The following is a 23,914-nucleotide window of genomic DNA, read 5'->3' on the forward strand; positions in this document are numbered from 1 at the left end:
AAACAGAACGTCGATGAATTGATCAGCGCTTCCTTAGGTGGCGCTGCCGGCGCTGGGAAACACCATGCGTACCGACAGGCCCGGCGCGGCATCTTCCAGAGCGAGTGTGCCGCCATGAAGATTGATGATGGCGGCGACGATGGACAGGCCGATCCCGTTGCCTTGCTGGTTATGGTCCAGGCGATAGAAGCGTTGCAGCACGTTCGAGCGCTCCTGTTCCGGAATGCCGGGGCCATTGTCATGCAGCAGCAGGGTAACGCTGTTGCCTCGTTGAGCCACATGCATGCCTATCGCGGCCGGACGCCCGGCGTATTTCAGCGCATTGTCGAGCAGATTGGCCAGCGCGCTTGCCAGCAACTGCTTGTCGCCGCGAATTGTCGGATTGCCCTCTATTTTCGTGACCAGCGTTACCCCCATCTCTTCGGCGGCGGCGTCATAGAGTTCGGCCAGGTTCGTTATTACCTCAGACAGCGCAACGGCTTCGAAGGTCTGCCGCCGCATTCCGGATTCCGCCTCGGCAACCTGAAGCAGCTTGTCAAGCAGGGCAATCAATCCATCGATTTCTTCGATGGCAAAACTGCCCGCAGCAACCAGCCGCCCGCCGCCAGATTTGGCGCGCAACGCTTCGTCGAGATGGCCGCGGATCCGCCCCAGGGGGGTACGCAGGTTATGTGCAATGGTATTGGAGACATGCCGCACGCCGTCCATCAGATGTTCGATTCTGTCTAGCATGCGATTCAGGTCATGACTCAACCTGGCGAATTCGTCGCTCTCGCCGGATACAGGAATGCGCCTGCTAAGATTGCCAGAAGCAATATCCAGGGCGGCGTGACGGATTGCCCAGATTTTGCGCTCAATCCGGGAGCGGAAGAAGACTGTTCCCGCCACGGAGAGCATCAAGGCCAGCAAGCCGCCAATGCCGATGGCGCGCCAGATGAGCGTATTGATCTGATTCAAGTCGCTCATGTCGCGGCCAACCGCCAGCAGCGAGCCATCCGGCAAGCGGCGCAACAGTATCCGGCCAAGCGACGGACGACCGTTGCGCACGACTTCCCGGTCGGTCACCTGATCGAGCGGAGCCACGACATCCAACATGGCGATATTGCCGGCGACGCTCTTGCCCTCTGCGTTCGCAAGCAAATAGATCTCGGTATCCGAATCCACGCCATCGCTCAGGGCTTGTTCGATTTTTTTTGCCACCTGCGCCGCGCCGCCAGACTCGGCGTATTGCGTGAGCCGCTTCGCGATAGTGGTGATTTTGTCGTCTGCGCCGCGCGCCAGCACACCGACGGTGCCGAAATAAAAGGCGGTGGAAAGCAGAATGACGGATGCAATAACCAAGCCGCCGCAAATCAGCGACAAGCGAAACGCCGCCGAATTCCAGAATTTATCCATGAATGCCTATCATATAGCCGACGCCGCGTACGGTATGCAGCAGCGGCGGTGAAAAATTCTTGTCGATCTTGTTGCGCAAGCGGCTGATCTGCACATCGATGACATTGGTCTGCGGGTCGAAGTGATAATCCCACACGGCTTCCAGCAGCATGGTGCGCGTGACAACTTGTCCTTGATGCCGCACCAGGTATTCGAGCAGACGGAATTCCCTGGGTTGCAGCGCAATCGGCTGGCCTGCGCGATCGGCGCGCCGCGTTCTCAAATCGAGCTTCAGGTCCGCCACCCGAAGTTCCTGCACCTCATCCCGCGCGCCTGCACGGCGCAGCAATGCTTCGCAGCGTGCAAGTAACTCAGAGAAAGCAAACGGCTTGGTGAGATAGTCGTCGCCGCCGTCACGCAGCCCCTGCACGCGCTCGTCCAGGCTTGCCAGGGCGCTCAGAATCAGGACCGGCGTCATCTTGCCGATTTCCCGCAGGGCTTTGATGATAGCCATCCCGTCCGCCTTTTGAGGCAGCATCCGGTCGAGAATGATCAGGTCCCATTGTTCATTCTTGGCGCTGTTCAGACCATCGATGGCGTCGCTGCGCCAGGCAACCGCATGCCCGCGTTCCTCCAGCCCGTTGCAGATGTAGAGGGCCGTGTCGCTATCGTCTTCGATTACCAGAAAGCGCATGAAATAACCATTTTTGAAATGTTGGTGATGCCATTTTGTATATTTCAGCCAGTTTGATCCGCGATCGCTTAACAAGCGCTACGGTCTTGCTGCGTCTGCCGCTGCCAAATGACCAAGACCGGCCAAGACCAGATGATATCTTGTTAAAGCCCTTTGGCGGGCGCTGGCTGTATCGGGTGAGCGTAGACTATTGTCGATCACCCCCGCATTTTCTGCACAACAACTCAGTTTTAGGGAGAGACGCATGAAGCTCAAGGGATCCTGTCATTGCGGAGCAGTCCGCTTCAGTCTGGATAGCAACACGCCCTATCCCTACCAGCGCTGCTATTGTTCGATTTGCCGCAAGACGCAGGGCGGCGGCGGATATGCCGTCAATATCGGCGGCGACGCCAGGACCCTGAAGGTGCAGGGCCAGGATGACGTCAGCGTCTACCACGCCAGGCTCAAACGAAAAGGTGAAACGCGCTTCCATACCAGCACGGCGCAACGGCATTTCTGCCGCCGTTGCGGCAGCGCGCTTTGGCTTTACAGTCCGGAATGGCCTGAACTGGTCCACCCCTTCGCCTCGGCCATAGATACGCCGCTGCCGGTAGCGCCCGAGCATACCCACCTGCTGTTAGCCTATAAAGCGCCGTGGGTAGAAGTCAAGGCAGGCCGCAAAGACAAGCAGTTCGCCGAATTTCCGCATGAGTCTTTGTTTGAATGGCATCAGCGGCTGGGCCTGCTCAGGTGACCTGCAAAGCTGGCGCGCTGGATTGCCGGACCGACGGCGCCGGTCGCAGCGCCATCGCCCATGCCGGAGCACAGAAGATCAGTCGTACAGTACGGCGGAAATCTTCGGATCGCTGATGTTGCTCTTGTCGTACCAATAGAAACCGGTGTCGATCACCTTGGGCAGTTTCTCGCCCTTGAGCGCCTTGACCGCAGCTTCCACTGTCTTGTAGCCGATGCCGACCGGGTTCTGCGTGATGGCGCCGGCCATGCTGCCGTCGCGGATCGCATCTTTCTGCTGCTTGCCGGAATCGTAGCCGACCACCACCAGTTTGCGCTTCATTTCCTTGACGCCGTTGAGGACGCCGATGGCCGAACCTTCATTGGTGCCGAAGGCGCCTTTCAGATGCGGATAGGCTTGCAAAATGGACTTGGTGATCTCGGTCGATTTCAGCTGGTCGCCGGCGCCGTACTGGATGCTGACGATCTTGACCTTGGGATAGGCCGCCTTCATGCGCTCGACGAAACCGTCGCGGCGGTCGATGCCGGTGCGGCTGGTCTGGTCGTGCGCCACCACCGCCACTTCGCCTTCCTTGCCGATCAGTTCGGCCATCTTGTCGGCCGCCAGCGCTGCCGCCGCCTTGTTATCGGTGGTGGCGGTAGTCACCGGGATGTCGCTATCCACGCCCGAGTCAAAGGCAACGATCGGGATATGCGCTGCCTGCGCCTTTTTCAGCAATGGCAAGGCCGCCTTGCTGTCCAGCGCGGCGAAACCGATGGCCTTGGGTTTCTTGGCCAGCGCCGCCGACAGCATGTCGATCTGCTTGTCGACCATGGCTTCGGTTTCAGGGCCTTCGAACGACACCTTGACATTAAAATCCTTGGCAGCCTGCTCCGAACCTGACTTCACCGCTTGCCAGAACTGGTGCTGGAAACCCTTCGAAATCAGGGGAATGTAAGTCTCTTCGGCTACCGCCGCTGCGCTGAATCCAAGCGCAAGCGCCAGGCCGACGGCAATGCTGACTGCTCTTCTCTTTATCATTTCAAGTCTCCTTCATGGTTATAAAATGGATGCGATGCTGTCTGCATCGAAACGATGGGCGTTGATACTGATGCCCGGAACATCATGTGCACGTACAAAACCTGTCTTGTTTGCCGGCGGCGGCGCTCCTCACTGGCGCCGGCGGCGCAGGATATCCATGTAGACCGCCAGGATGATGATGATGCCGGTCACCACGGTTTGCCATTCCTGCGCCACCGACATCATGCGCAAGCCGTTGATCAGCACGCTCATGATGAAAGCGCCGATGATGGTGCCGAGAATGGTGCCGCTGCCGCCTGATAATGAAGTGCCGCCGATCACCACGGCAGCAATCGCGTCCAGCTCGTAGCCCTGGCCCAGCGCCGGTTGCGCCGAGTTCAGCCGCGATGCGATCAGCAGGCCGGCAATGCCGCAGATGGCGCCGCCGAGCGTATACACCGCGACTTTCCAGAAATCGACATTGACGCCAGACAGACGCAGCGCTTCTTCGTTGCTGCCCAGCGCAAAGGTATAGCGGCCGAAGATGGTTTTGTTGAGCACGACGCCGGCCGCAATCGCCACCAGGAACAGGATCAGCACCGCATTCGGGATCGGCAAGACCGGAATCAGGTTGCCGATCAGCGATTCCTGCGAGATGCTTGAAAAGCCCGGCGTGTCGTTGAAATAAATCGGTTTGGTGCCGGAGATCACCAGCGACAAACCCTTAAGCAGCATCATCATGCCCAGCGTTGCGATAAAGGGAGGAATCTTGAGTTTGGCGACCAATACCCCCGAAACCCAGCCGCACATGGCGCCGAACAAGATCGCGGCGGCAATTCCAAGATAGATAGGCAGGCCCCAGTAAGTAAGGAACACCCCGGCCATGACCGCGCAGAAAGTCATCAAGGTGCCCACCGATAGATCGATGCCGGCAGTGATGATGACGAAGGTGCAGGCAATTGCCAGCACGCCGTTGACGGCGGTCGATTGCAAGATGCTGACCAGGTTATCGATCTCCAGGAAATTCGGCGAAGCGAAACTGAAAAACACCAGCAACACCAGCAGGCTGGCAAAGGCCAGCAGCTTCTGCCGGGTGGCAGGATGGAATATCTTGGCCTTGAGACTGGCGAGCGCGCCCTGCCCGCTGATGGGCGGCTTTGGCTTTGCTTGCGACAGGGGATTCTGGGTATTTGCCATGGTGGTCTTCATTGAATGTGAGTGATTTCGGTGTCAGGCCAATAGTCAGGCTAATGCGGGTTCGCGCTGGGTGGCCAGTTGCATGATTTTTTCTTGCGACGCTTCTTCAGCCGAAAGTTCGCCCGTAATCCGGCCCTCGCACATCACCAGGATGCGATGGCTCATGCGCAGCACTTCCGGCAGCTCCGAGGAAATCATCACAATCGCCTTTCCTTGTTCTGCCAGGGTATTGAGCAGCTTGTAGATTTCGCTTTTTGCGCCGATGTCGATGCCGCGCGTGGGCTCGTCGAAGAACAGGATGTCGCAATCGCGCAGCAGCCATTTGGCAATCACGATCTTTTGCTGGTTTCCGCCCGACAGCAGCCGCACCGGCTGCTCGACCGAGGGCGTCTTGATGCTCAGCTGGCGCACGAAACCCTGTGCGGTATCCCGCATCGCGGCTTGATCCAGGAACAAGCCCTGGGTCAGGAAGCGGTTCATGCTGGACATGGCGACGTTGGTCTTGACGTCCAACCCGGTAGCCAGGCCGAAGTGTTTGCGGTCTTCCGACAGATAACCGATGCCATGCGCCACCGCATCCTTGGGCGATTTGATCGACACCTTGGCGCCGTGCACCAGGATTTCTCCGGCGTCGATGCGGTCAGCGCCGAAGACCGCCCGCGCAACTTCGGTGCGGCCGGCGCCCATCAAGCCGGCAAAGCCCAGAATCTCGCCTTTGCGCAAGGCGAAACTCACATCCTTGATCAACGCGCCGCGCTGCAGCCCCTTGACCTGCAACACGATGTCGTTGGCGGAAGTATCGGCAATGGCCGGCCCGCTGTTGTCGAGCTGGCGCCCTACCATCATGCCGATGATGGTCTCCATCGAGGTGGCGGCGGTCGGCACCGTAGCGATGTACTGGCCGTCGCGCATGACCGTGACGCGGTTGGAGATTTGCCGCAATTCATCCATCTTGTGCGAGATGTAAATAACGCCAACGCCATGCGACTGCAGTTGGCGGATGATGCGGAACAAATCTTCGATCTCGGCGTTGTTCAGCGCCGCCGTAGGTTCATCCATGATCAGCACGCGTGAATCGAACGACAAGGCCTTGGCGATTTCCACCATCTGCTGTTTGGCCACCGTCAGCTCGCTCACCAGCGTGCGCGGATCGAGATCGAGCCGCATGCGTTCGAAGATCAGCCTGGTTTGCCGGTTCAAGGCGTCTTCGTCCAGAAACAGGCCGTAACGGCCACGCGGCTCGCGGCCGATGAAGATATTTTGCGCGGCGCTCAAATGGTTCATCAGATTGAGTTCCTGATGAATGATGCCGATGCCCAGCATTTGCGCGGCGCGCGGGGTGGGAATCTCGACCAGCTGGCCGTCGATGCGGATCTCGCCGCTATCCTTTGGATACACCCCTGCCAGCACTTTCATCAGCGTCGATTTGCCGGCGCCGTTTTCGCCCATCAGCGCGTGTACCTCGCCAGGCCGAAGATCGAAGCGGCAGTTATCGAGCGCCAGCACGCCGGGGAAACGCTTGGTCACATTTTCCAGGGAAATAATGTATTCCGATGCCGACGGCGCCGCCTGGGCCGGCATATGTGCTCCGGGAATTTCTGCATGCTGCATATCTGCGGCCTCTTTTGCGTTGTGTCAGCTCAAGATCAGGTTAAATTCAGGTCAAGGCACGATCCAGATGGCTGTAGCCGCCATCCACAAACAGCCACTGTCCGGTAGTATGGGCGGCGCGCTGCGACAACAGAAACACTGCCGTATCGGCAATCTCCTCAGCCGTAGTAAGGCGTTTTCCTAGCGGTATCTTGCTGGTGATGGCGGCCAGCTTTTCTTCCGGATTATCGAAGCTGGCAATCCAGTGCCGGTACAGCGGCGTCATCACTTCGGCTGGAATCACGGCGTTGACCCGCACGCCGTCAGCAGCCAGCGCGGCGGCCCATTCACGCGTCAACGCCAGTTGCCCGCCCTTGGATGCGCAGTAGCCGCTGGTGTTGCCCTGGCCGGTCAAGGCGGTTTTTGACGAGATATTGACGATGGCGCCACGGCTGGCTTTCAGATGCGGAACGCAGTAATGCGCCATCGTGTAGTAGTGGATCAGGTTTTTTTCGAGCGATTCGACAAAGGCAGCCCGGCCGGCGTCGAGCCCGACGTTGTCGTTGATTCCGGCGTTGTTCACCAGACCGTCGATTTTCCCGAATTCGCCCACGGTCTGGGCCACGGCCTCGCGGCACTTATCGTCATCCATCAGGTCCAGCTGGATAATCCGCGACTTGTCTTGCAGCGCCAGCAAGGAGGCCGTGAATTCGGGCGCCGGCCGGCTTTTGCCCAAGATCACGGGAATCGCCCCTTCGGCCGCCAGTTGCAGCGAGATCGCGCCGCCGATCCCTGCGCCGCCGCCGGTAACGATCACCACTTTTCCGGTTAAATGTAGGTCCACCTTGCTGTCTCCATTTTTATTTATTTTTTTGCACCTGCTTTGCCACTTATTCTTTATAGATCAACTGCCGCCGATATCCAACAACTTGCCATCCCCGGCTAGCCGCGGAACTGGTATTGCTGCAACGATTCCGCTTTCATCGTAATCGAGAATCCGGGCGCGCTTGGCGGCATGTAGGCGGCGTTGCGGATCGCGCAGGGATCGACGAAGTGCTCATGCAGATGATCGACGTACTCCGTAACGCGCCCGGCCTTGCTGCCCGAGATGCAGACATAGTCGATCATCGACAGATGCTGTACATATTCGCACAAACCAACGCCGCCGGCATGTGGACATACAGGCAATTTGTACTTGGCCGCCATCAGCAGCACCGCGAGTATTTCGTTCACCCCGCCGAGACGGCAGGAATCGATCTGCACCACGTCGATCGCGCCGCGCATGATGAATTGCTTGAAGATGATCCGGTTCTGGCACATTTCGCCGGTTGCCACCTTGACCGCGCCGATGCCCTCGCGAATTTTGCGGTGCCCTTCGACGTCATCCGGGCTGGTCGGCTCTTCGATAAACCAGGGCTTGGCAAACGCCAGCTGCTTGACCCATTCGATCGCCTGATTCACTTCCCACACCTGGTTGGCGTCGATCATCAATTGCCGCTCCTGGCCGATCACTTCGCGTGCAATGGTGACGCGGCGGATATCGTCGGCCAGATCGCGGCCGACCTTGAGCTTGATATGGTTGAAGCCGCTGTCCACCGCTTCCTGGCACAGGCGGCGCAACTTGGCGTCGTCATAACCCAGCCAGCCGGCGGAGGTGGTGTAGCACGGATAGCCGTCCTGCTGCAGCGAACGGATGCGTTCGGCCTTGCCGCCGGCCTGCTCGCGCAGCATGGCCAGCGCCTCCTCCGGCGTGATGCAGTCAGTGATGTAGCGAAAATCGATGGCCCGCACCAGCTCCTCGGGCGACATGTCGGTCACCAGCCGCCACAAAGGCTTGCCTTCGGCCTTGGCCCATAAATCCCAGACCGCGTTGACGACTGCGCCGGTAGCCAGATGGATCGCGCCCTTGTCCGGGCCGATCCAGCGCAATTGGCTGTCGGAGGTGATGTGACGCCAGAAACGTCCCATGTCTGCGCTGATCCAGTCCAGCTTCAAGCCGATCACCAGATGTTCCATCGCTTGGATCGCGGCACAGCATATTTCATTGCCGCGGCCGATGGTGAAGGTCAGGCCGTGGCCTTCCAGGCCGGGCTGGTCGGTTTCCAGAATCACGTAGGCGGCGGAATAGTCGGGGTCCGGATTCATCGCATCCGATCCGTCCAGCATTTGCGAAGTCGGGAAGCGCACATCCAGCACGCGTATTGATCGAATGGTTGTCATCGTCGGTCTCTCTGATTTTCTTTGATTTTCTCTGGGTTTCTCTGGCTCAAAATGAGATGGTGCGTTGGCGCTGCTGTCCCAGGCCGTCGATGCCGAGCCGCATTACCTGGCCCGCACGCAGATAGACCGGCGGCTTTTGTCCGAGGCCGACGCCTGGCGGGGTGCCGGTGGAAATCACGTCGCCTGGCTGCAAGCTCATGAAGCGGCTGAGATAACTGACCAGCGCTGGAACCCGGAACACCATGGTTGAGGTATTGCCGTTTTGGTAGCGATGGCCATCCACTTCCAGCCACAGATTCAGAGAATGCGGATCTGCCACTTCATCGGCAGTCACCAGCCACGGTCCGAGCGGACCGAAGGTGTCGCAGCCCTTGCCCTTGTCCCAGGTGCCGCCCAGTTCCAGCTGGTATTTGCGCTCGGATACATCGTTGATCACACAGTAACCGGCGACGTGCTTGAGGGCGTCGGCTTCACTTATATAACGGCCGCCCATGCCGATCACCACGCCTAACTCTACTTCCCAATCCGTCTTTAAAGAGTCGCGAGGAATTTCAACGTCGTCGTCCGGCCCGCAGATGGCGCTGGTCCATTTATTGAACACCACCGGCTCCGCCGGTACTTCCATGCCCGATTCGGCGGCATGATCGGAGTAATTCAAACCGATGCAAATGAACTTGCCGACCGCGCCCACGCATGGCCCCAAGCGCAGATCCTGCTGCGGCGTGCCGCCTACCAGCGGCAGGCTATCCAGATTCAAGGCCCGCAATTTGTCCAGTGCCTGGGGCGTCAGACAATGGCCGGCGATATCCGCCACCACGCCGGACAGGTCGCGCACACGCCCCTGTGCATCCAGTATTCCCGGCTTTTCCTGGCCTTTCTGGCCGTATCTCAACAATTTCATGGGTTTGCTTTCATGGTTAACAGGCCCGCGTTCAGCATTCAGCCCGGATTAATTGGACCAGCCGCCATCGATCACATGGATGGCGCCGGTGGTAAACGATGATTCGTCGGACGCCAGGTACAGCGCCAAGGCAGCGATTTCTTCAGCCTTGCCGACCCGGCCCATCGGCTGGCGGGCGACAAAAGCGGCCTGGATTTCAGCGATCTCAACGCCTTGCTGCTGCGCCTGTTCCTTGATCCGCGCCACCAGCGACGGTGATTCCACCGTGCCCGGACAGATAGCGTTGCAGCGAATCCCCTTGGCAACGAAATCCGCGGCTAGCGCCTTGGTCAAACCGATCACCGCCGCTTTGGTCGTGCCGTACACGAAACGATTCGGCACCCCTTTAACGCTGGAAGCGGCAGACGCCATGTTGATGATGGAACCGCCGCCTTGCGCCAGCATCCCTGGCAACAGCGCTTGGATCAGGCGGTACATGGAGGAGACGTTGATATCCCACGAAAAATGCCAGTCTTGTTCGCTGCAATCCAGGATGCTGCCGTGGTGGACATAGCCGGCGCAATTGAATAGCACGTCGAAACGGGAATCTGATTGCGCCAATGCGGCCACCGCCTTGGCGTCGGTGACGTCAAGATGCTGCGTGACAAGCGCGACGCCGTCGGCACGAGCAATCGCGGCAGTCTCGTCCAAGGCGTTCCGGTTAATGTCGGTAGCCAGCACCTGCCCTCCTTCGCGGGCAAACAGCAAGGCGCTGGCGCGCCCTATGCCTTGTCCAGCCGCAGTCACCAGGATGCGCTTTCCTTGTAGCCTCATTGAAACTGTCTCCATGGTTTTTATATTTTGACCAGGACTTGCTTGCCGTTCGATGGAGATCGGCCCATAGGTCCATTGGCTGGACCAATAATAGTGCTTATATTTGGGCTTTGCAATGAATAAATGCAAGTCAAGATTGACCCTGCCCTGGTAAGCAGCGCCAATCTTGAGGACAGGGTCAACCTGCCTGCAGCCTAGGGCCTGTTGACATTTGATTTGGGAGGTGCGTTTGTTGCAAGAGGCAATTCGGCTGTTGTTTTACAAACAGGTCCAAGCTCAAGTGGCGGCGTTGCTGGATAAGCCTTGGGCAATATCCGTACTGGCGAAGTAATCACAAAGCCGTCTGCAAATTGCGCTTCGACAAAAGAGGCTCGCCACCCTTCATTTGGTGCTGCCATTGCGACTGTCACGGTCTGCGCAGCTGCAATCGGCCTCGCTTCGTAACGAATCCCGCAGGCATAACGAAAATCGCGTGCAACCGGATTGGAAGCAACCCATTGCACTACCTTCACCGGCATTTCAGAAAAGCTAAGCTGCAGCACATCGCTGGCATTGCCTCCCTCTCCTCCGCTCTTTGCCAATTGCATCTCGATTGCCGGCAGCGCTGTCGCATGTTGCACACGGTTGATCAGTGTGATCAATGAAGTCTCTACATACTTGAGAATCCCGTAATGATTAGAATTAGGCGCCACACGCAACGCTTTTACGCCAGGCAATCCATCGAAATAATAACTTGCGTTATCGGGCGCAAAAAAGTCGTCGCCGCTGGCATTGACTATATATTTGGGAATCGCGAGCCGCTGCGCATATGCACTGTCCAGATAACGCAATGGGTCTTCGATTTGCAACAATTTGTCAAAACTTTCTGTTTTGCGTTGTGCGGTAACGCCTTCTCGCTGGTAATCGCCAAACGCCAATGGCCAGTTTCCACCATAAACCTGCTTGGTATGCTCCAACACCTTATCCATATTCAAGATGTCGATCACGAACGGCGCAATCGCCTCGATTCGCGAATCGGCAATTGCCGCCAGCCAGACACCCCAGGCACGCTTCGATGCGCCAGCCGCAATGAATGCCTGTATTTTCCATGGCTGCAGTTCTTTTTCCGCCAGATCCATGGTCTTAACGATAGCCTCCATCATCGGCACATGCAGCGACATGAAAGGACGCGCTTCCGGCGCTTGCATAAATAATTTCCAGCTATGGGCAACGCTGCTGTCTTCTCGGCGTCCGATGCCGTCATCCATGTAAGTCAAAAACTGATTGGGAACATTGCTGACCGAAACAACGATGGTTTTTGTTTGCTGAGCGATCGCAATAGCCGTCGCTTCAGTAAAATCGGAGGCTGATTTGACGCTCGCATCGGCTGTCGCGGTATTTATACCGTTATTTGCCACTAGTAAAACCCGGCCGGTCAAGGCGCCGGTTGGAATATAAATATCGACATCATGCTTCCATGCTACGGGCTGCGCCATCTTATCCGGCGACCAGTTTTGCGAGGTCAGTTCAAACCGACGCTTCTGAACACCTGGCAATTGCTCCGTCTCCTTGCTTGCATATACCAGGGGTTGCGATGCTTCTGCCGTACGATAACAGGCCAGCACTTGGTTAAAACGATTCCCGCTATTTTCAAAACATCTCTGCGCAGCATCTGAAGATCGCACCGGCCCCGAGCCACATCCAGCCAGGCAGAAGAGACCAGATATAACAACGAGCTTACTCAACCTATTCAATCGACTCATAACACCCTTTGTAAAATTTCAGCAATTTTCCCTGGCAATACTCAGCAGCCTGACGGATGCTTGCATCCACTTCTTTGCGCATCTCTGCGACCTGACTTTCCTCAAAGTCTGAAAATTCGACTCTTTCCTATCCGGTTATTTAGGGAAGTTTACGACTCTATCTCGTCCGATAGGGATTTTCTTATAGAAGATCAGGATGCGCCGACATTTTCCATACGGAAAAATTGTTATGCTGACTGAACTCAGCTAAAACGATATTTCTCAAGGGCCGTGCTTATGCAATTAGCAGAATGCGATTGTAGTGAAGGCAAGGTCCGATCTCAACGCATGGCCTTGAGCATGAGGTCGCGTGTTCTTATCTTCTTCCATCCTTTGTTGTAAAGCGTTGGTTGTACAGCAGCAAATAATCCTAGTTTAACAATCTCACTTTGAGGAATACCATTCATGCGCGTCAATCATGTCGGTTCTCTATCCGCTTTAGGTCTCGGCTCCGCCATTCTTCTGCATATCGCTTCTGCCGGAGCGCAGACTTTGGCGACAGGCGACAGCCGGAGCGTCAGCGAACCTGTCTATCCTGCTGTCTGCACTACGCCACTCGTTGCCCAATTCAGCAGCACGCAACGCGCCTCGCCACCACAATCGGACGATACCGGCCGCTTGCAGGCTGCGCTGAATCAGTGCGCCGGCACCGGCAAGAGCGTGGTGCTCACTGCATCTGGTCCAAATGACGCCTTCTACACCGATAGCTTGAAAGTCAGCGGAGAGGGCTTGGTCATTGGTCCGGGCGTCACCTTGTATGGCAACGACAGTTACGCAGGCAATGCTAACCTGATCCAGATTACCGGCGCCAACTCTTCGCTGATGGGGCCGGGCACGGTTGACGGCCGCGGTGATCTCATCAGCGGCCACGCGCGTCTGGTCCAGGCCAACAAAATCAACAATTTGATTGTCTACAACGTCACGCTCGCACAGGCGCGTCACCCGAACCTGTACGTCGAAGGCGGCAACGGCTTCACTGCTTGGGGCGTCACCATTCGTACCCCCGCCAACCGCAACCAGGCCGATGGCATCGACATCGACAGTCTCACGAATGCCACGGTCATCAATTCCTCCATCGACGCTGGCGACGACGGCGTGGCTGTCAAGACCAACTCCGGCAATCTGTCCAACGTCACGGTGGCCAACACCAGGGTCTACGGCACCCATGGACTCACCGTCGGCAGCGTCTACAAGAATACCGTCTCGAACGTTCTCTTCAAAGACAACTATGTGTACGGTGTCGATCACAACGGGATTGCCGCCACGACTGCCAACGCGATCAACGTCAAGACCGGCAGCTGTGGCCTGACAGTGAAGCAAGTCAGCTATGTCAACACCTGCATCAAGCAAGCCAAGCGACTGATCATCATGGATACCAATTACGGCGCTTGCACCGGGAGCGGTAGCCCATCGTTATCGGACATCGTGGTCAATGGCGTCTATGCGACTGAATCCAAGTCGGGCGCCTATACCATGATCGATGGACGCAATTCCAGCTATCCAGTCGGCGCTTACCTGGCGCATGTCAGCCTGGACGCCACCGCACAAAGCGGCGACCAGTATGCGACAGTAGGCTTGGATGCTTCGAACGACACACCGTCGGGAACTGGAGTGACCACCTCCAGTTTCTCGATGAGCGGCAACGTACCAAGCTGCACGTTTTGACAAAGGCCGTATTTTTGTGCACGAGGACCGGCGGCGCGAGCTGCCGGTCCTCATGATTACGCGGCATGAAGCCGCGGCGAATCGATCCACCTGCCATCACCGAAGCCATGCCTGCAATATGTTCGCCAAGCGTCGCCATGATCGCCGCCGCCATTACCGGATCGGCGCTGATCGCCCTATACGCTTGGCAAGACCAGCCTGCGCAAAATTCCGCCGCGCCAGCACTGGTGCGCGCGGCGTCCCCCGTGTTTGGTCCAGGAGCCCTACCCGCCCCGGGTATCAGCGATGCGATTTCCACATTCCCGAACAACAACGGTCTGTCCCCGCCCGGCGGGCTGGCAGTGACAGAAAACGGGGAACTGGTAGTCAACATTGCATTACTCGACGTAATCGATTTCTTTTTACTCGAGCAATCGGACGGTGATCGCGCAAGCACGCTGAAACTTTATTTGAAAAGCAAACTGCCGGACCCGGCTTATCATGAGGCGGAACAAATCGTCGATCACTATCAAACTTACATGAAAGAATATGATAGCTTGCTCGCGGTGCAGAATTTTGGAGCGCAACGCACGGCGACCATACGATCGGATATCAGCCGTATTGCAACGTGGTCCGAGCAACGCAATCGCCTGCGGCAAAGCATCCTTGGCGAAAATCTTGTGCAAGCCTGGTATCAGAACGACGACGCACAGTTGCAGCAAGTATTGGGGGAGCTGCAGCAGCACAATGACGCCGCCGTCTCGTTGCAAGGGCAAGCGCCGTCGTCGATAAATGCGACGCCCTTACCGACAATTGTTCCGCGCTGGAGCAACGCCGGCGATGAAGCGCATCACAATGCATACATGCAAGACGTGCTTGCCAAGGCAACCCGCAGTTTCAGTGCATCAGCGGAGGAGCGCCGGCAATGGTCGATCCCATATACAGCATTTGTGGATGCTGCGAATCGCGTTGATCGGGAAGCACAGGTCGATCGATCCAAGCGGAATTTTCAAATTCAAAAACTGCTGAACCAATACTTTCATACAGAGGCGGAAAAAGAACTCGCGCACGACCGATGGGAAGGCATGCACGGCTCGATCAATTAGCTGGCGAAGCACTCGATTAGACCCGGCGTCTTGCGCTGGAGCGCGATGCAAGCTGCCGCCTGATTACCGTCAAGATGAGTTAAAGTGCAAAAAAAGACAATTATCGATGTTTTCGATGACTGCGTGACGACATTGCGCAAAAGCACTTTTTTTTTTGCACCAGCTCCTGCTTAGCTCAACTGGCATTTCCCCCATATTTTTCATATCCTTTAATCAGGATAAGGTCACAACGCGCCAGGAAACGACGTAAAAAGCGGGATTCAAAACAGACCTGTCCAGACAGTGTTGTTGTGTCGGGAAGTCAAACTCAAGGAGACAAAAATGTTCAAGCATTTGCTATTGCCGACCGATGGTTCAGCAGCCTCCGAGGCGGCGATTCGACAAAGCATTCTGTTCGCCAAGGAAACCGGCGCCACGGTCACCGGCGTCCATGTAATCCCGGAATATCATGTGTTCAGCCGCAACCTGCTGACGCTGACCGAGACCAAAGAGCAATTCGACAAGGAAGGCATAGCGCAAGCCGACAAATTCCTGGAAGCAATAACACAGGCCGCACAAGAAGCCGGGGTTCCATGCGACACGGAGTATGTGGTCAACGACCATCCTTATGAAGCCATCATCAAAATGGCTGAGGACAAAGGATGCGACATGATCACCATGGCTTCGCATGGCAGGAAAGGCGTGCGAGGAATCTTTGCCGGCAGCGAAACCCAGAAAGTGCTAACCCATAGCAACAAGCCGGTTCTGGTATTCCGCTAAGCGCCGCGCGAGTTGCATGCATTGCGTGAATTGAGTGAATTGAGTGAATTGTGCGGCCTGGCCCTTTCTTTTCAACGGACAAGAAAATGGATAGGCCGCATGTCTTTGCAAATCGAACGGAAGCAGCGGAACTGCTGGCTTTTCACTTGCTTGAATACAAGGGACGCCGGCCATTGATACTTGCCATTCCGCGTGGCGCCGTACCCATGGGAAAAGTGATAGCCGATCTGCTGCTTGGCGAGTTGGATATTGTGCTGGTGCATAAGCTCAGCGCGCCCTTCAATCCGGAACGCGCGATCGGCGCCATCGACGAGACAGGCTGGACCTATATCGATCCTTTTTCCGCAGAGTTTGGCGAGACGGAAATTTATCTGGAAGAAGAAAAGGCGCGCCAACTCCAGGCGCTAAGGCAGCGCCGCGAGCAATACACGCCGTTCAAGCAGCCGATCGACCCCCGCGGCCGCATTGCAATCATCGTTGACGACGGGGTGGCAACCGGCGCGACCATGATTGCCGCATTGCATGCCGTCCGCGAAAAACAGCCAGCCGAGCTGGTCTGCGCGGTGCCGGTGGCAGCGGCAGAGAGTCTCGAACAAATCAGGCCGTTGGCCGACATGGTTTTTTGCCTCAATGCCTCTACCAATTTTTTCGCAGTTCAGCAATTCTACCGAAACTATCCTCAAGTCGAAGATGATGAGGTGATCAGGCTGCTTTCCCGTAGTGCTAACGGTGAAGAGTCCGGAGACTAGCTCCGGACCGGGAATTCAGATCACAGACTTGGAAGTTGCCGGCTGCGGGTAAGACGGAATTTTGCCCAGTTGCCCCGCCGACTTCCCCATTTTCATGCGCGAAGAAACGATCACCGACAGCAAGCAACCGCCCGCCAGATAGGCCGCCACGGCATGCCACGAACCGTCGACGCCGAGCAAGGCGGTAGCGATAAACGGGGTAAAGCCGCCGCAGATCACGCTGGCGAACTGATAGCCGACGCCGGCGCCGCTGTAACGGTATTGCGCGCCGAAAAACTCGGTGAAGAGCGGTTGCTGCACGCTGACCACCATGTCATGCGCAATATTCGCCAGCAGCACGGAAAAGATCACGATCCAGGCTACCGAGCGGGCTTCCATGGCGAGGAAAAACGGCACCGCCGAAAGCAGGCCGATCATCGCACCGGTTACGTACACCCGCTTCATGCCGATCCGGTCGGCCAGCATGGCGAAAGCCGGAATCGTGACGCAGCTCACGGCGCCCACCAACAGGCTGATGTTCAGGAACAGATCGCGCGACATGCCAAGGTTTTTAGTCGAATAGGCCAAGGCAAAGGCGGTGACGATATACATCGTGAACATTTCCGCCATGCGCAGTGCGATGATCAGCAAGAAACTCTCGGGATGATTGCGCAAGGCCGCCAGCACCGGGATTTTCACCTTATGCTCGCCATGCATGCCGACTTTCTCGACAAACTCCTGCGATTCTTCCATGGTCGAGCGAATCCACGCCGCCACCAGCACCAGCACGATGCTGATCAGGAAAGGAACCCGCCAGCCCCACGCCATGAAAGCGTCGTTGCCCAGCGTATGAGTGAGAATCGAGACAATCCCGGTCGCCAGCACCAGCCCGACGCCATAACCGACTTGCACGCCGCTGCTGTAGAACGCCTTCTTCCCCTCCGGCGCGCTTTCAACCGCCATCAGCGCCGCCCCGCCCCACTCGCCGCCGACCGCAAAACCTTGCAAGGCGCGCAGCAGGACCAGCGCCAGCGGCGCATACCAGCCGATGCTGGCGTAAGTCGGCAGCAGGCCGATCAATGCAGTGGAAACGCCCATCAGCATCACGGTGATCACCAGCATGCGCTTTCTGCCGAGCCGGTCGCCGAAATGGCCGAACACGATGCCGCCCAGCGGCCGGAACAGAAAGCCGACGCCGAAGGTGGCGAAGGCGGCCAGCGTGCCTATGGTCGGGCTGACACTGGGAAAGAACTGGCTGTTGAATACCAGTGCGGCGGTGATGCCGTACAGCAGAAAATCATACCAGTCGACGACCGCGCCGACGAAGCTGCCAAAGGCCGCCTTGCGGGCGCGGCGGCCGGCAATGTCTTTTTCCGTTGCAAGATTTTTTGATTTCATTGTTGTCTCCAGATGATGCGTTCGCACTGCCCGCCAGCTACCTACTGTTTTCCCAATTCCTGCATCGGCGTGCGATAGGTTTCGCGCGCCGTGGCAGCAGAAATGGCGGCGATGATAGCAGTAACGCTGACGAATACCGCTACCGGCATCCAGCCATCCGCACCCGGTTTCAATATCGCCGCGCTGATGGTCGGCGCGAAACCGCCCAGCGCAAAGCCGATCTGGGTGCCGATGGCCATGCCGGACAGGCGCACCCGGGTATCGAACATTTCGCCATACAAGGATGGCCAGATGCCGTTTGTGGCGCTATACACAACGCCGGACAACAGCAGGCCCAAGACAAAGATCAGCGGGATATTGGCTTGGCTGATGCTCCACAGATAAGGCCAGATCAGGCAGGCGCAGGCCAGCGCGCCAAAGATGAATACCGGTTTGCGGCCGATGCGATCCGATAATGCGGCGAAAGCCGGAATCGCCGCCAGCGCCACCAGATTTGCCAGAATCAATACCGTCAGCATGGTGGCCCGTGGAATGTGCACGGTGTTGACTGCGTATGACAGCGTAAACACGCTGAAAATGGTGCTCACCACCGAGATCTGGGCGCAAAAAATGACACGCGCCAGATTCTTCTTATGGTCACGCAGCAGCACCACCAGCGGCAGCTTGGTTTGCTGATGTGATTTTTCCTGTTCGAAGGCGGGCGTCTCAGGCAAGGTGCGGCGCACCCAGATGCCGACCAGCACCACAATCGCACTCAGGAAAAACGGAATCCGCCAGCCCCATGACAACAGCTGCTCTTCAGGCAGTGCGGAAATCGGCAGGAAAACCAGGGTGGCGAGAATCAGGCCGGCCTGGGTTCCGCTCAGGGTGAAGCTGGTAAAAAAGGCGCGCCGATGCGGCGGCGCATGCTCCAGCGTCATCGAATTGGCGCCGGCCTGCTCGCCTGCCGCCGACACGCCTTGCAGCATGCGCAGTATCACCAGCATGATCGGGGCGCTGATGCCGACCTGGCCATAGGTTGGCAGCAAACCGACCGTAAAGGTAGATACCCCCATCAACAATAAAGTGAAGGTGAGCACTTTTTTGCGGCCATACCTATCGCCGATATGGCCCAGCAGCACCGCGCCGATCGGCCGCGTGACATAGCCGACGCCGAAAGTGGCGAAAGCCGCCACGGTAGCCGCTACCGGGTCAAACGAAGGGAAAAATATCTTGCCGAACACCAACGCCGCCGCGGTGCCGTAAATGAAAAAATCGTAATACTCGACCGCGCTACCGATCCAGCTGGCCAGCGCTGCTTTGCGCGGCGATCGGGTGGCGGGTTGCGATGCGGCGTTGGCCGCACTGCCGACGCTCGACGCCGGAATTTGTTTCGATACTGTAGATGTAGACATGACGTCCTCGATGATCTATAGGTTTAATTTTTTGCACGAAGAGAACGGATTCTCCACATGATAGCGTTCAAATAGCTGGCTCAGACAGCGCGCTTAAAACCGATGCAGGATGCCTGCTTGCAAACCGATCAGGCTTTTGCCGTTGATGTCTGCCCCGGCCAGGTTGGCAGTGGGGCCGGCAGAACCGCTGAAACGGAAGCCGGCGTTGGCGTCGTTCTTCATATAGTTGGCGAAACCGTAGAGCGTGGTGCGCTTGGATAAATCGTAGTAAGTCCCAAGGTTGCCGCCTTGCGCTCCTGAATCACGATGCGATCTATCCTTCATGACGCCATACAAGGCGCCGATCCGCCATTGCGGAGTGAGACGATAGTCGGCCGATATCTGGTAGATGTTGTACATGCGCAGCACATCCGGATTGCTTCCCGCAAAGGCATTGCCGGGGATGCTGACGTTGCTGAGAATGGCGGTGGCGTTGTTGCCGCTGGCATTCGCCGTCACGTTGTTGCTGCGCACGTAAGCCAGATAAAGCTTGCCCTGGCCGTAGTCGTAATCCGCATACAGATTGTGATAAACCACCCGTTCTGAATAGAGCGCCTTCGCCGCCGGTTTCGCCCACAACCCGGCATAGCCGGCGCGATACGGTCCGTTGCTGTAATCCAGCCCGAGTTGATAGACGCCGCGCGCGCCCAGGCCCTCCCCCGCGGTTTCAGTCAACGCATAATGCGCATCAAGCTGAAAGCCCGCCAGGCGCGGCGACTTGTAGGAGAGATCATTGTCATAGCGCGACGGCACGCCAAAGGTATTGATGACCGAACCGTAAGTGGTGCGTTCGGTGTAGTCGATAGCGCCGCCGATGAAGAACGGGATGCTGTTCTGGCGGCCGATACGGAACTCGCCCGCCGGCGTGTTCATGCCGACCCAGGCCTGGCGGTCGAACAGGCGGCTGGAATCCGCCGCGCCGCCGGTGTTGGCGTTCAAGCCTTGCTCCAGCGTGAACTTGGTCTGGTAACCGCCACCCAATTCTTCGACGCCGCGCAAGCCGAGGCGGCTGCGCAAGATGGCGCCGTCGTTGAGGCCGGTGACGCTGGTGCCGCTGCTACTGTGGATGTAGCCGAGGTACTGGTCTATGTCACCGTACAAGGTGACGCCGGGCTCGGCATGTGCCGAAGCGGAATAAGCGGAACAAGCGGCGAGGCTGCAGGCAGCGACGAATTTCATCTTCATGACATCTCCATTTGGTTTGTTTTTTTGTGATTAATTGGTTGTGATCAATGCAGCGCCGACGGTCTTCAGCGCCGCGGTTTTTCCTACTGCGTTGCAATTGCGGTAATCGCCAGCGCATAACCCTTGACGCCGAACCCGGCGATCACTCCCTGCGCCACCGGCGACAGCCACGAGTGATGGCGAAACGGTTCGCGCGCATGGACGTTCGAGATGTGCAGTTCGATCAGGTGGACGGCAGCGCCTTTGATGGCGTCATGCAGGGCAATCGAGGTATGGGTATAGGCGCCGGCGTTGAACACCACCCCGGCCAGGGCGCCGGCGGCCTGCTTCGCTCCCGCCTCATGAATCCAGTCGATCAACAGACCTTCGTGATTCGACTGGCGGAAATCCAGGGTGAAATTGTGCGCCAGGCAGGCGTCGCGGCAGATCGTTTCAACTCCGGCCAGAGTCTGCTCGCCATACACAGCCGGTTCGCGGCTGCCTAGCAGATTCAGGTTGGGGCCGTTCAACACCAGAACGGATTTTGGGTGTGGGGTCATGCTGTCTCCTCGGTAACCTCAATAAAGCTGCGTGATTTTTGTTATTTGCAGCTATTGTTTTTTTACTGTTTTATGCGGAGGGCTAAGCCATGGTCGGGTGCCCCGCGCTGGGTTGGCGCACCTGCAGGCTGCGCCGCAGCACCTGGTCGGTGACCCACTTGGCGGCGCGATGCGCGCGGCGGGCCACGATCTCGGGCGACAGCTGCAAATAATCGTCATTGAAAACTTCAAAACTGTAGTCGCCGCGATAACCGCCCCGATCCAGCCGCCGCAACAGCTCCGACAACTCTTTCGAATGCGCGCCCTCGCCCGGAAATACGCGCAGATGCCGCGCCGTTTCCAGCCGCTCTTCGGCACTGCGGATATCGCGCCACATGAAATCGGAGAGCTGCACCATGGCGATCTTGTCGCTCGGAATATCCTGCAAGCCATCCAGATCGGCCTGATTCGCCAGCATGTGGAAGGAATCGAGCACCACGCCCAGGTTGGCGTGATCGGCCAGTTCTACCGCTTCCCACGACTGCTGGTATTGATTGACATGACGCCCCCAGGACAGTGCTTCGTAACCGACGCGCACCCCAAGCGGCACCGCCAGCGTCGCCAGTTTGGCCAGATGGCGCGCAATCAAGGGCAGTTCGCCGCTGGCGTGGCTGGAGGTGCTGGAACAAACCATCAGCAACGGCGCGCCTACCGCCTGGCACACTTGCAGCAGGTTCTTGGCGATATCCAGTTTGTATTCATGCAAAGCGCCGGACAGCCCCTCGAAATCGCGCATGACCTGGATTCCGGTCACCCGGATTCCGCTAGCCTTGACCAGGCGCACCGCCTGCTCCAGGCCGCCGGGATGGCCGGCCAGATCCTTGGCCCACAACATGATCTGTGAAAATCCGGCGGCCTTGGAGGCGTTTAATTTTGACTCCAGCGGCCCGGCCAACGTGATGCTGTCCATGCCGAAATTGCTCAGGTTCATATCGCCTCCAACAGCCGAAACGCATCCGACGATACGCCCGGCCAGCCGAACAGTTCCAGGTACAGCGGCGCTTGTTCGATCATCATCTCGCGCCCTTTCTGGATGCGGCAGCCGTGGCGCTGCGCTTCCACCAGCAAGCGCGTCATTTCAATCTTCATGCCGCAATCGGCGACGATGCAGGACGGCGCAATGCCGCTCAGGTCCAGCGGCAGAGGATCGTCCGGGCTCATGCCAAGCGGGGTCGAATTGACGACCAGGTCGTAACCTTCGGCAAACGGCGTGCCGATCACTACTTCAGTGGTGCTGAACATTTTCTGCAAGCGCTGGCGCAGCGCTTCGGCCTGCTCGCGGCGCGTATCGTAAATGGCGACATGACGAATGCCGCGTGCCGCCAGCGCCGCCGCCACCGCGCAGCCGACGCCGCCGCTGCCGACCACCAAGGCTCTGGCGCGCGGCCAGTCGAACGGCGTGTCGCCGCAGGTGCGGTCGAAGGCGCGCACAAAACCTTCGCCGTCGATCAGGTCGCCGATCAGGGTCTGGCCATCCTGGCTTTTGTAGATGGCGTTGCAGGCGCCCGCCAGCACGGCGCGCTCGGTCGGCTGGTCGACCGCTTCCACGCTCATCGGCTTATGCGGGATCGATACCAGGATGCCGCCCACGTTCTCCGCCGCCATCAGCATGCGCACCGCGGCAATGTAGCCGGCCGGTGGAATCTTGAGCGGAATCACGCGGGCGTCGATGTCGTGGCGCTTGAAGTAGGCGTTGAACAAGGTCGGCGCCTTGACTTGCTCGACCGGCCAGCCGATGACCGGGAAAATGCGGGTACTGCCGGAAATCTCAAGCATGTTGCTGCTCCTGCTGGCTGATATTCTGCTGACTAACGACGAGTTCGAAACTGATCCCGCTTTTATATAGTTGCGTCAACGCGCCCTTTTCGCTGGCTTGCGCCGGTTCGCGGTCGATGAACACGATGCCTCTTTGTTTCAGCAGCCGCACTGCCTCCAGCACATCGGGCGCGCCTATGCCAACCCGCACCAGCTGTTCATCCCATTGCAGGCCGGCGGCGCCCTCGGGCGGCTCTACCAGTTGCAGGTAAAAACGGTGGCAAGGACTTTCCAGCAATACCCCTTTCGGCAAGACGCCAAAATAGCGGCCTTGCGGCAGCGGCTGGAAATCCATCAGTTGCTGGTAAAAATCGATCCATTCCGGCGAACGGTCGCGCCCGATGGTCTGCACCACGCCAACAAAATGCATGCCTGCCAGCGCCGGCGGATTGGCCGGGGCGTTCAAGATCGGTTTGAAATCAACGTCGTAGATCGAAAAATCGCGGAAACGATCGACGAAATACAGGATCGAATCGCCGACTCCATGCACGCCGGGGATATTCAACTCCATCACGCCGGCGCGGGTCTGGATCGCCCAGGCGCCCATCTCGATCGCATGGCGGTAGGCGGCGTCGGCGTCGCGCACCCGCAGCGCAATCGCACTGATGACTGTCGCCTGCGGCTCGCTGTCGCCTTGCGGCAAAGAGGACGGGTCGGCATTGACGATCACATTCATCGTGCCTTGGCGATACAAGGTCACTTCGCGCGAACGATGGCGGGCGGTCGCAACAAATCCCATCTGCTCCAGCAAAGCCCCCAGCGCCAGCGGCTGGGCGCTGGCATATTCGATGAATTCAATGCCGTCGATGCCGAGCGGATTATTCGGTTCCGGATTGTGTTCTTGCGCAGTCATGCTGATCCTTGGCTGAAATGGTCAGGCCAAGTATAGGAATGGCGTAGCGAGAAAAATAGCCCGGAAAATGTGCAATACTGCGCTAATCGCGCAAGCGGAGCGATTCGCGCGCA

22 protein-coding genes are annotated in these 23,914 nt (G+C 57.9%); 5 read left to right on the forward strand and 17 right to left on the reverse strand.

Annotation, left to right across the window (positions count from 1 at the left end):
- Window positions 1-33 precede the first annotated feature (33 nt).
- Both KHU33_RS04720 and KHU33_RS04725 read right to left on the reverse strand, forming a co-directional pair.
- The gene (locus KHU33_RS04720) at window positions 34-1,395 is read right to left on the reverse strand and encodes a sensor histidine kinase (protein ID WP_211461355.1); all 1,362 of its coding nucleotides are present in this window, start codon (window positions 1,393-1,395) and stop codon (window positions 34-36) included.
- Complete coding sequence (locus KHU33_RS04725; protein WP_211461356.1) at window positions 1,388-2,068, reverse strand: response regulator transcription factor; 681 nt, start codon at window positions 2,066-2,068, stop codon at window positions 1,388-1,390. The genes KHU33_RS04720 and KHU33_RS04725 overlap by 8 nt, the downstream gene beginning before the upstream one ends.
- 244 nt (window positions 2,069-2,312) lie before the next feature.
- Between KHU33_RS04725 and KHU33_RS04730 the strand changes: the two genes are divergently transcribed.
- Window positions 2,313-2,801, forward strand: coding sequence for a GFA family protein (locus KHU33_RS04730; RefSeq protein WP_211461357.1), 489 nt, complete (start codon window positions 2,313-2,315; stop codon window positions 2,799-2,801).
- Between the two features lie 78 nt (window positions 2,802-2,879).
- Here KHU33_RS04730 and KHU33_RS04735 read toward each other — a convergent pair whose 3' ends face one another.
- From KHU33_RS04735 to KHU33_RS04770, 8 genes are all read right to left on the reverse strand, one after another.
- Window positions 2,880-3,821: an ABC transporter substrate-binding protein gene (locus tag KHU33_RS04735; RefSeq protein WP_211461358.1), complete on the reverse strand. Its 942-nt coding sequence runs from the start codon at window positions 3,819-3,821 to the stop codon at window positions 2,880-2,882.
- A gap of 129 nt (window positions 3,822-3,950) precedes the next feature.
- A complete protein-coding gene (locus KHU33_RS04740; protein WP_211461359.1) occupies window positions 3,951-4,997 on the reverse strand; it encodes an ABC transporter permease in 1,047 nt (348 codons plus the stop codon).
- 45 nt (window positions 4,998-5,042) lie between these two features.
- A complete protein-coding gene (locus KHU33_RS04745) occupies window positions 5,043-6,578 on the reverse strand; it encodes a sugar ABC transporter ATP-binding protein (RefSeq protein ID WP_211461394.1) in 1,536 nt (511 codons plus the stop codon).
- Between the two features lie 76 nt (window positions 6,579-6,654).
- Complete coding sequence (locus tag KHU33_RS04750) at window positions 6,655-7,431, reverse strand: SDR family oxidoreductase (protein WP_211461360.1); 777 nt, start codon at window positions 7,429-7,431, stop codon at window positions 6,655-6,657.
- Between the two features lie 98 nt (window positions 7,432-7,529).
- Window positions 7,530-8,807 carry an L-fuconate dehydratase gene (locus KHU33_RS04755; RefSeq protein ID WP_211461361.1) on the reverse strand — a complete coding sequence of 426 codons (1,278 nt, stop codon included), beginning with the start codon at window positions 8,805-8,807 and terminating at the stop codon, window positions 7,530-7,532.
- A gap of 46 nt (window positions 8,808-8,853) precedes the next feature.
- The gene (locus KHU33_RS04760; protein WP_211461362.1) at window positions 8,854-9,708 is read right to left on the reverse strand and encodes a fumarylacetoacetate hydrolase family protein; all 855 of its coding nucleotides are present in this window, start codon (window positions 9,706-9,708) and stop codon (window positions 8,854-8,856) included.
- A 48-nt stretch (window positions 9,709-9,756) separates the two neighbouring features.
- Window positions 9,757-10,521, reverse strand: a complete 765-nt coding sequence (locus KHU33_RS04765) for an SDR family oxidoreductase (RefSeq protein WP_211461363.1) — start codon at window positions 10,519-10,521, stop codon at window positions 9,757-9,759.
- A 194-nt stretch (window positions 10,522-10,715) separates the two neighbouring features.
- Window positions 10,716-12,245, reverse strand: coding sequence for a PhoPQ-activated pathogenicity-related family protein (locus KHU33_RS04770; RefSeq protein ID WP_211461364.1), 1,530 nt, complete (start codon window positions 12,243-12,245; stop codon window positions 10,716-10,718).
- Between the two features lie 462 nt (window positions 12,246-12,707).
- On the opposite strand from KHU33_RS04770, the gene KHU33_RS04775 reads away from it, so the two are divergent.
- The 4 genes from KHU33_RS04775 (at window position 12,708) to KHU33_RS04790 (ending at window position 16,560) form a co-directional block, all read left to right on the forward strand.
- Window positions 12,708-13,967 (forward strand): glycosyl hydrolase family 28 protein, encoded by a 1,260-nt coding sequence (locus KHU33_RS04775; RefSeq protein WP_211461365.1) that lies wholly within the window; start codon window positions 12,708-12,710, stop codon window positions 13,965-13,967.
- A 65-nt stretch (window positions 13,968-14,032) separates the two neighbouring features.
- Window positions 14,033-15,052 carry a hypothetical protein gene (locus tag KHU33_RS04780; protein ID WP_211461366.1) on the forward strand — a complete coding sequence of 340 codons (1,020 nt, stop codon included), beginning with the start codon at window positions 14,033-14,035 and terminating at the stop codon, window positions 15,050-15,052.
- A 321-nt stretch (window positions 15,053-15,373) separates the two neighbouring features.
- Window positions 15,374-15,811: a universal stress protein gene (locus KHU33_RS04785; RefSeq protein WP_211461367.1), complete on the forward strand. Its 438-nt coding sequence runs from the start codon at window positions 15,374-15,376 to the stop codon at window positions 15,809-15,811.
- 86 nt (window positions 15,812-15,897) lie between these two features.
- Entirely contained in the window at window positions 15,898-16,560 is a 663-nt protein-coding gene (locus tag KHU33_RS04790; RefSeq protein ID WP_211461368.1) for a phosphoribosyltransferase, read from the forward strand.
- Between the two features lie 15 nt (window positions 16,561-16,575).
- Here the strand turns inward: KHU33_RS04790 and shiA are convergent, their stop codons facing one another.
- The 7 genes from shiA to KHU33_RS04825 all read right to left on the reverse strand — a co-directional run bounded on the left by shiA (window position 16,576) and on the right by KHU33_RS04825 (window position 23,801).
- On the reverse strand, window positions 16,576-17,937 hold the full coding sequence (gene shiA / locus KHU33_RS04795) for a shikimate transporter (protein ID WP_211461369.1): 1,362 nt from the start codon (window positions 17,935-17,937) through the stop codon (window positions 16,576-16,578).
- A 41-nt stretch (window positions 17,938-17,978) separates the two neighbouring features.
- Complete coding sequence (locus tag KHU33_RS04800) at window positions 17,979-19,331, reverse strand: MFS transporter (protein WP_211461370.1); 1,353 nt, start codon at window positions 19,329-19,331, stop codon at window positions 17,979-17,981.
- A gap of 93 nt (window positions 19,332-19,424) precedes the next feature.
- Window positions 19,425-20,555 carry a porin gene (locus KHU33_RS04805; protein WP_211461371.1) on the reverse strand — a complete coding sequence of 377 codons (1,131 nt, stop codon included), beginning with the start codon at window positions 20,553-20,555 and terminating at the stop codon, window positions 19,425-19,427.
- Between the two features lie 83 nt (window positions 20,556-20,638).
- Window positions 20,639-21,094: a type II 3-dehydroquinate dehydratase gene (gene aroQ / locus KHU33_RS04810; RefSeq protein WP_211461372.1), complete on the reverse strand. Its 456-nt coding sequence runs from the start codon at window positions 21,092-21,094 to the stop codon at window positions 20,639-20,641.
- Between the two features lie 82 nt (window positions 21,095-21,176).
- Entirely contained in the window at window positions 21,177-22,064 is an 888-nt protein-coding gene (locus KHU33_RS04815) for a sugar phosphate isomerase/epimerase family protein (protein WP_211461373.1), read from the reverse strand.
- On the reverse strand, window positions 22,061-22,909 hold the full coding sequence (locus KHU33_RS04820; protein ID WP_211461374.1) for a shikimate dehydrogenase family protein: 849 nt from the start codon (window positions 22,907-22,909) through the stop codon (window positions 22,061-22,063). Before KHU33_RS04820 ends, KHU33_RS04815 begins: the two co-directional genes overlap by 4 nt.
- A complete protein-coding gene (locus tag KHU33_RS04825; protein WP_211461375.1) occupies window positions 22,902-23,801 on the reverse strand; it encodes a VOC family protein in 900 nt (299 codons plus the stop codon). Before KHU33_RS04825 ends, KHU33_RS04820 begins: the two co-directional genes overlap by 8 nt.
- Between the last annotated feature and the right edge of the window lie 113 nt (window positions 23,802-23,914).

The organism is Collimonas silvisoli (assembly GCF_018305005.1).
Classification (GTDB): Bacteria; Pseudomonadota; Gammaproteobacteria; order Burkholderiales; family Burkholderiaceae_D; genus Collimonas; species Collimonas silvisoli.

What these genes read in the sequence shown, in the direction of transcription:
- KHU33_RS04720 (WP_211461355.1), bottom strand. Translation starts at nt 1,395, where the DNA reads ATGGATAAATTCTGGAATTCGGCGGCGTTTCGCTTGTCGCTGATTTGC.
- KHU33_RS04725 (WP_211461356.1), bottom strand. Translation starts at nt 2,068, where the DNA reads ATGCGCTTTCTGGTAATCGAAGACGATAGCGACACGGCCCTCTACATC.
- KHU33_RS04730 (WP_211461357.1), top strand. Translation starts at nt 2,313, where the DNA reads ATGAAGCTCAAGGGATCCTGTCATTGCGGAGCAGTCCGCTTCAGTCTG.
- KHU33_RS04735 (WP_211461358.1), bottom strand. Translation starts at nt 3,821, where the DNA reads ATGATAAAGAGAAGAGCAGTCAGCATTGCCGTCGGCCTGGCGCTTGCG.
- KHU33_RS04740 (WP_211461359.1), bottom strand. Translation starts at nt 4,997, where the DNA reads ATGGCAAATACCCAGAATCCCCTGTCGCAAGCAAAGCCAAAGCCGCCC.
- KHU33_RS04745 (WP_211461394.1), bottom strand. Translation starts at nt 6,578, where the DNA reads ATGCCGGCCCAGGCGGCGCCGTCGGCATCGGAATACATTATTTCCCTG.
- KHU33_RS04755 (WP_211461361.1), bottom strand. Translation starts at nt 8,807, where the DNA reads ATGACAACCATTCGATCAATACGCGTGCTGGATGTGCGCTTCCCGACT.
- KHU33_RS04760 (WP_211461362.1), bottom strand. Translation starts at nt 9,708, where the DNA reads ATGAAATTGTTGAGATACGGCCAGAAAGGCCAGGAAAAGCCGGGAATA.
- KHU33_RS04765 (WP_211461363.1), bottom strand. Translation starts at nt 10,521, where the DNA reads ATGAGGCTACAAGGAAAGCGCATCCTGGTGACTGCGGCTGGACAAGGC.
- KHU33_RS04775 (WP_211461365.1), top strand. Translation starts at nt 12,708, where the DNA reads ATGCGCGTCAATCATGTCGGTTCTCTATCCGCTTTAGGTCTCGGCTCC.
- KHU33_RS04780 (WP_211461366.1), top strand. Translation starts at nt 14,033, where the DNA reads ATGAAGCCGCGGCGAATCGATCCACCTGCCATCACCGAAGCCATGCCT.
- KHU33_RS04785 (WP_211461367.1), top strand. Translation starts at nt 15,374, where the DNA reads ATGTTCAAGCATTTGCTATTGCCGACCGATGGTTCAGCAGCCTCCGAG.
- KHU33_RS04790 (WP_211461368.1), top strand. Translation starts at nt 15,898, where the DNA reads ATGGATAGGCCGCATGTCTTTGCAAATCGAACGGAAGCAGCGGAACTG.
- shiA (WP_211461369.1), bottom strand. Translation starts at nt 17,937, where the DNA reads ATGAAATCAAAAAATCTTGCAACGGAAAAAGACATTGCCGGCCGCCGC.
- KHU33_RS04800 (WP_211461370.1), bottom strand. Translation starts at nt 19,331, where the DNA reads ATGTCTACATCTACAGTATCGAAACAAATTCCGGCGTCGAGCGTCGGC.
- KHU33_RS04805 (WP_211461371.1), bottom strand. Translation starts at nt 20,555, where the DNA reads ATGAAGATGAAATTCGTCGCTGCCTGCAGCCTCGCCGCTTGTTCCGCT.
- aroQ (WP_211461372.1), bottom strand. Translation starts at nt 21,094, where the DNA reads ATGACCCCACACCCAAAATCCGTTCTGGTGTTGAACGGCCCCAACCTG.
- KHU33_RS04815 (WP_211461373.1), bottom strand. Translation starts at nt 22,064, where the DNA reads ATGAACCTGAGCAATTTCGGCATGGACAGCATCACGTTGGCCGGGCCG.
- KHU33_RS04820 (WP_211461374.1), bottom strand. Translation starts at nt 22,909, where the DNA reads ATGCTTGAGATTTCCGGCAGTACCCGCATTTTCCCGGTCATCGGCTGG.
- KHU33_RS04825 (WP_211461375.1), bottom strand. Translation starts at nt 23,801, where the DNA reads ATGACTGCGCAAGAACACAATCCGGAACCGAATAATCCGCTCGGCATC.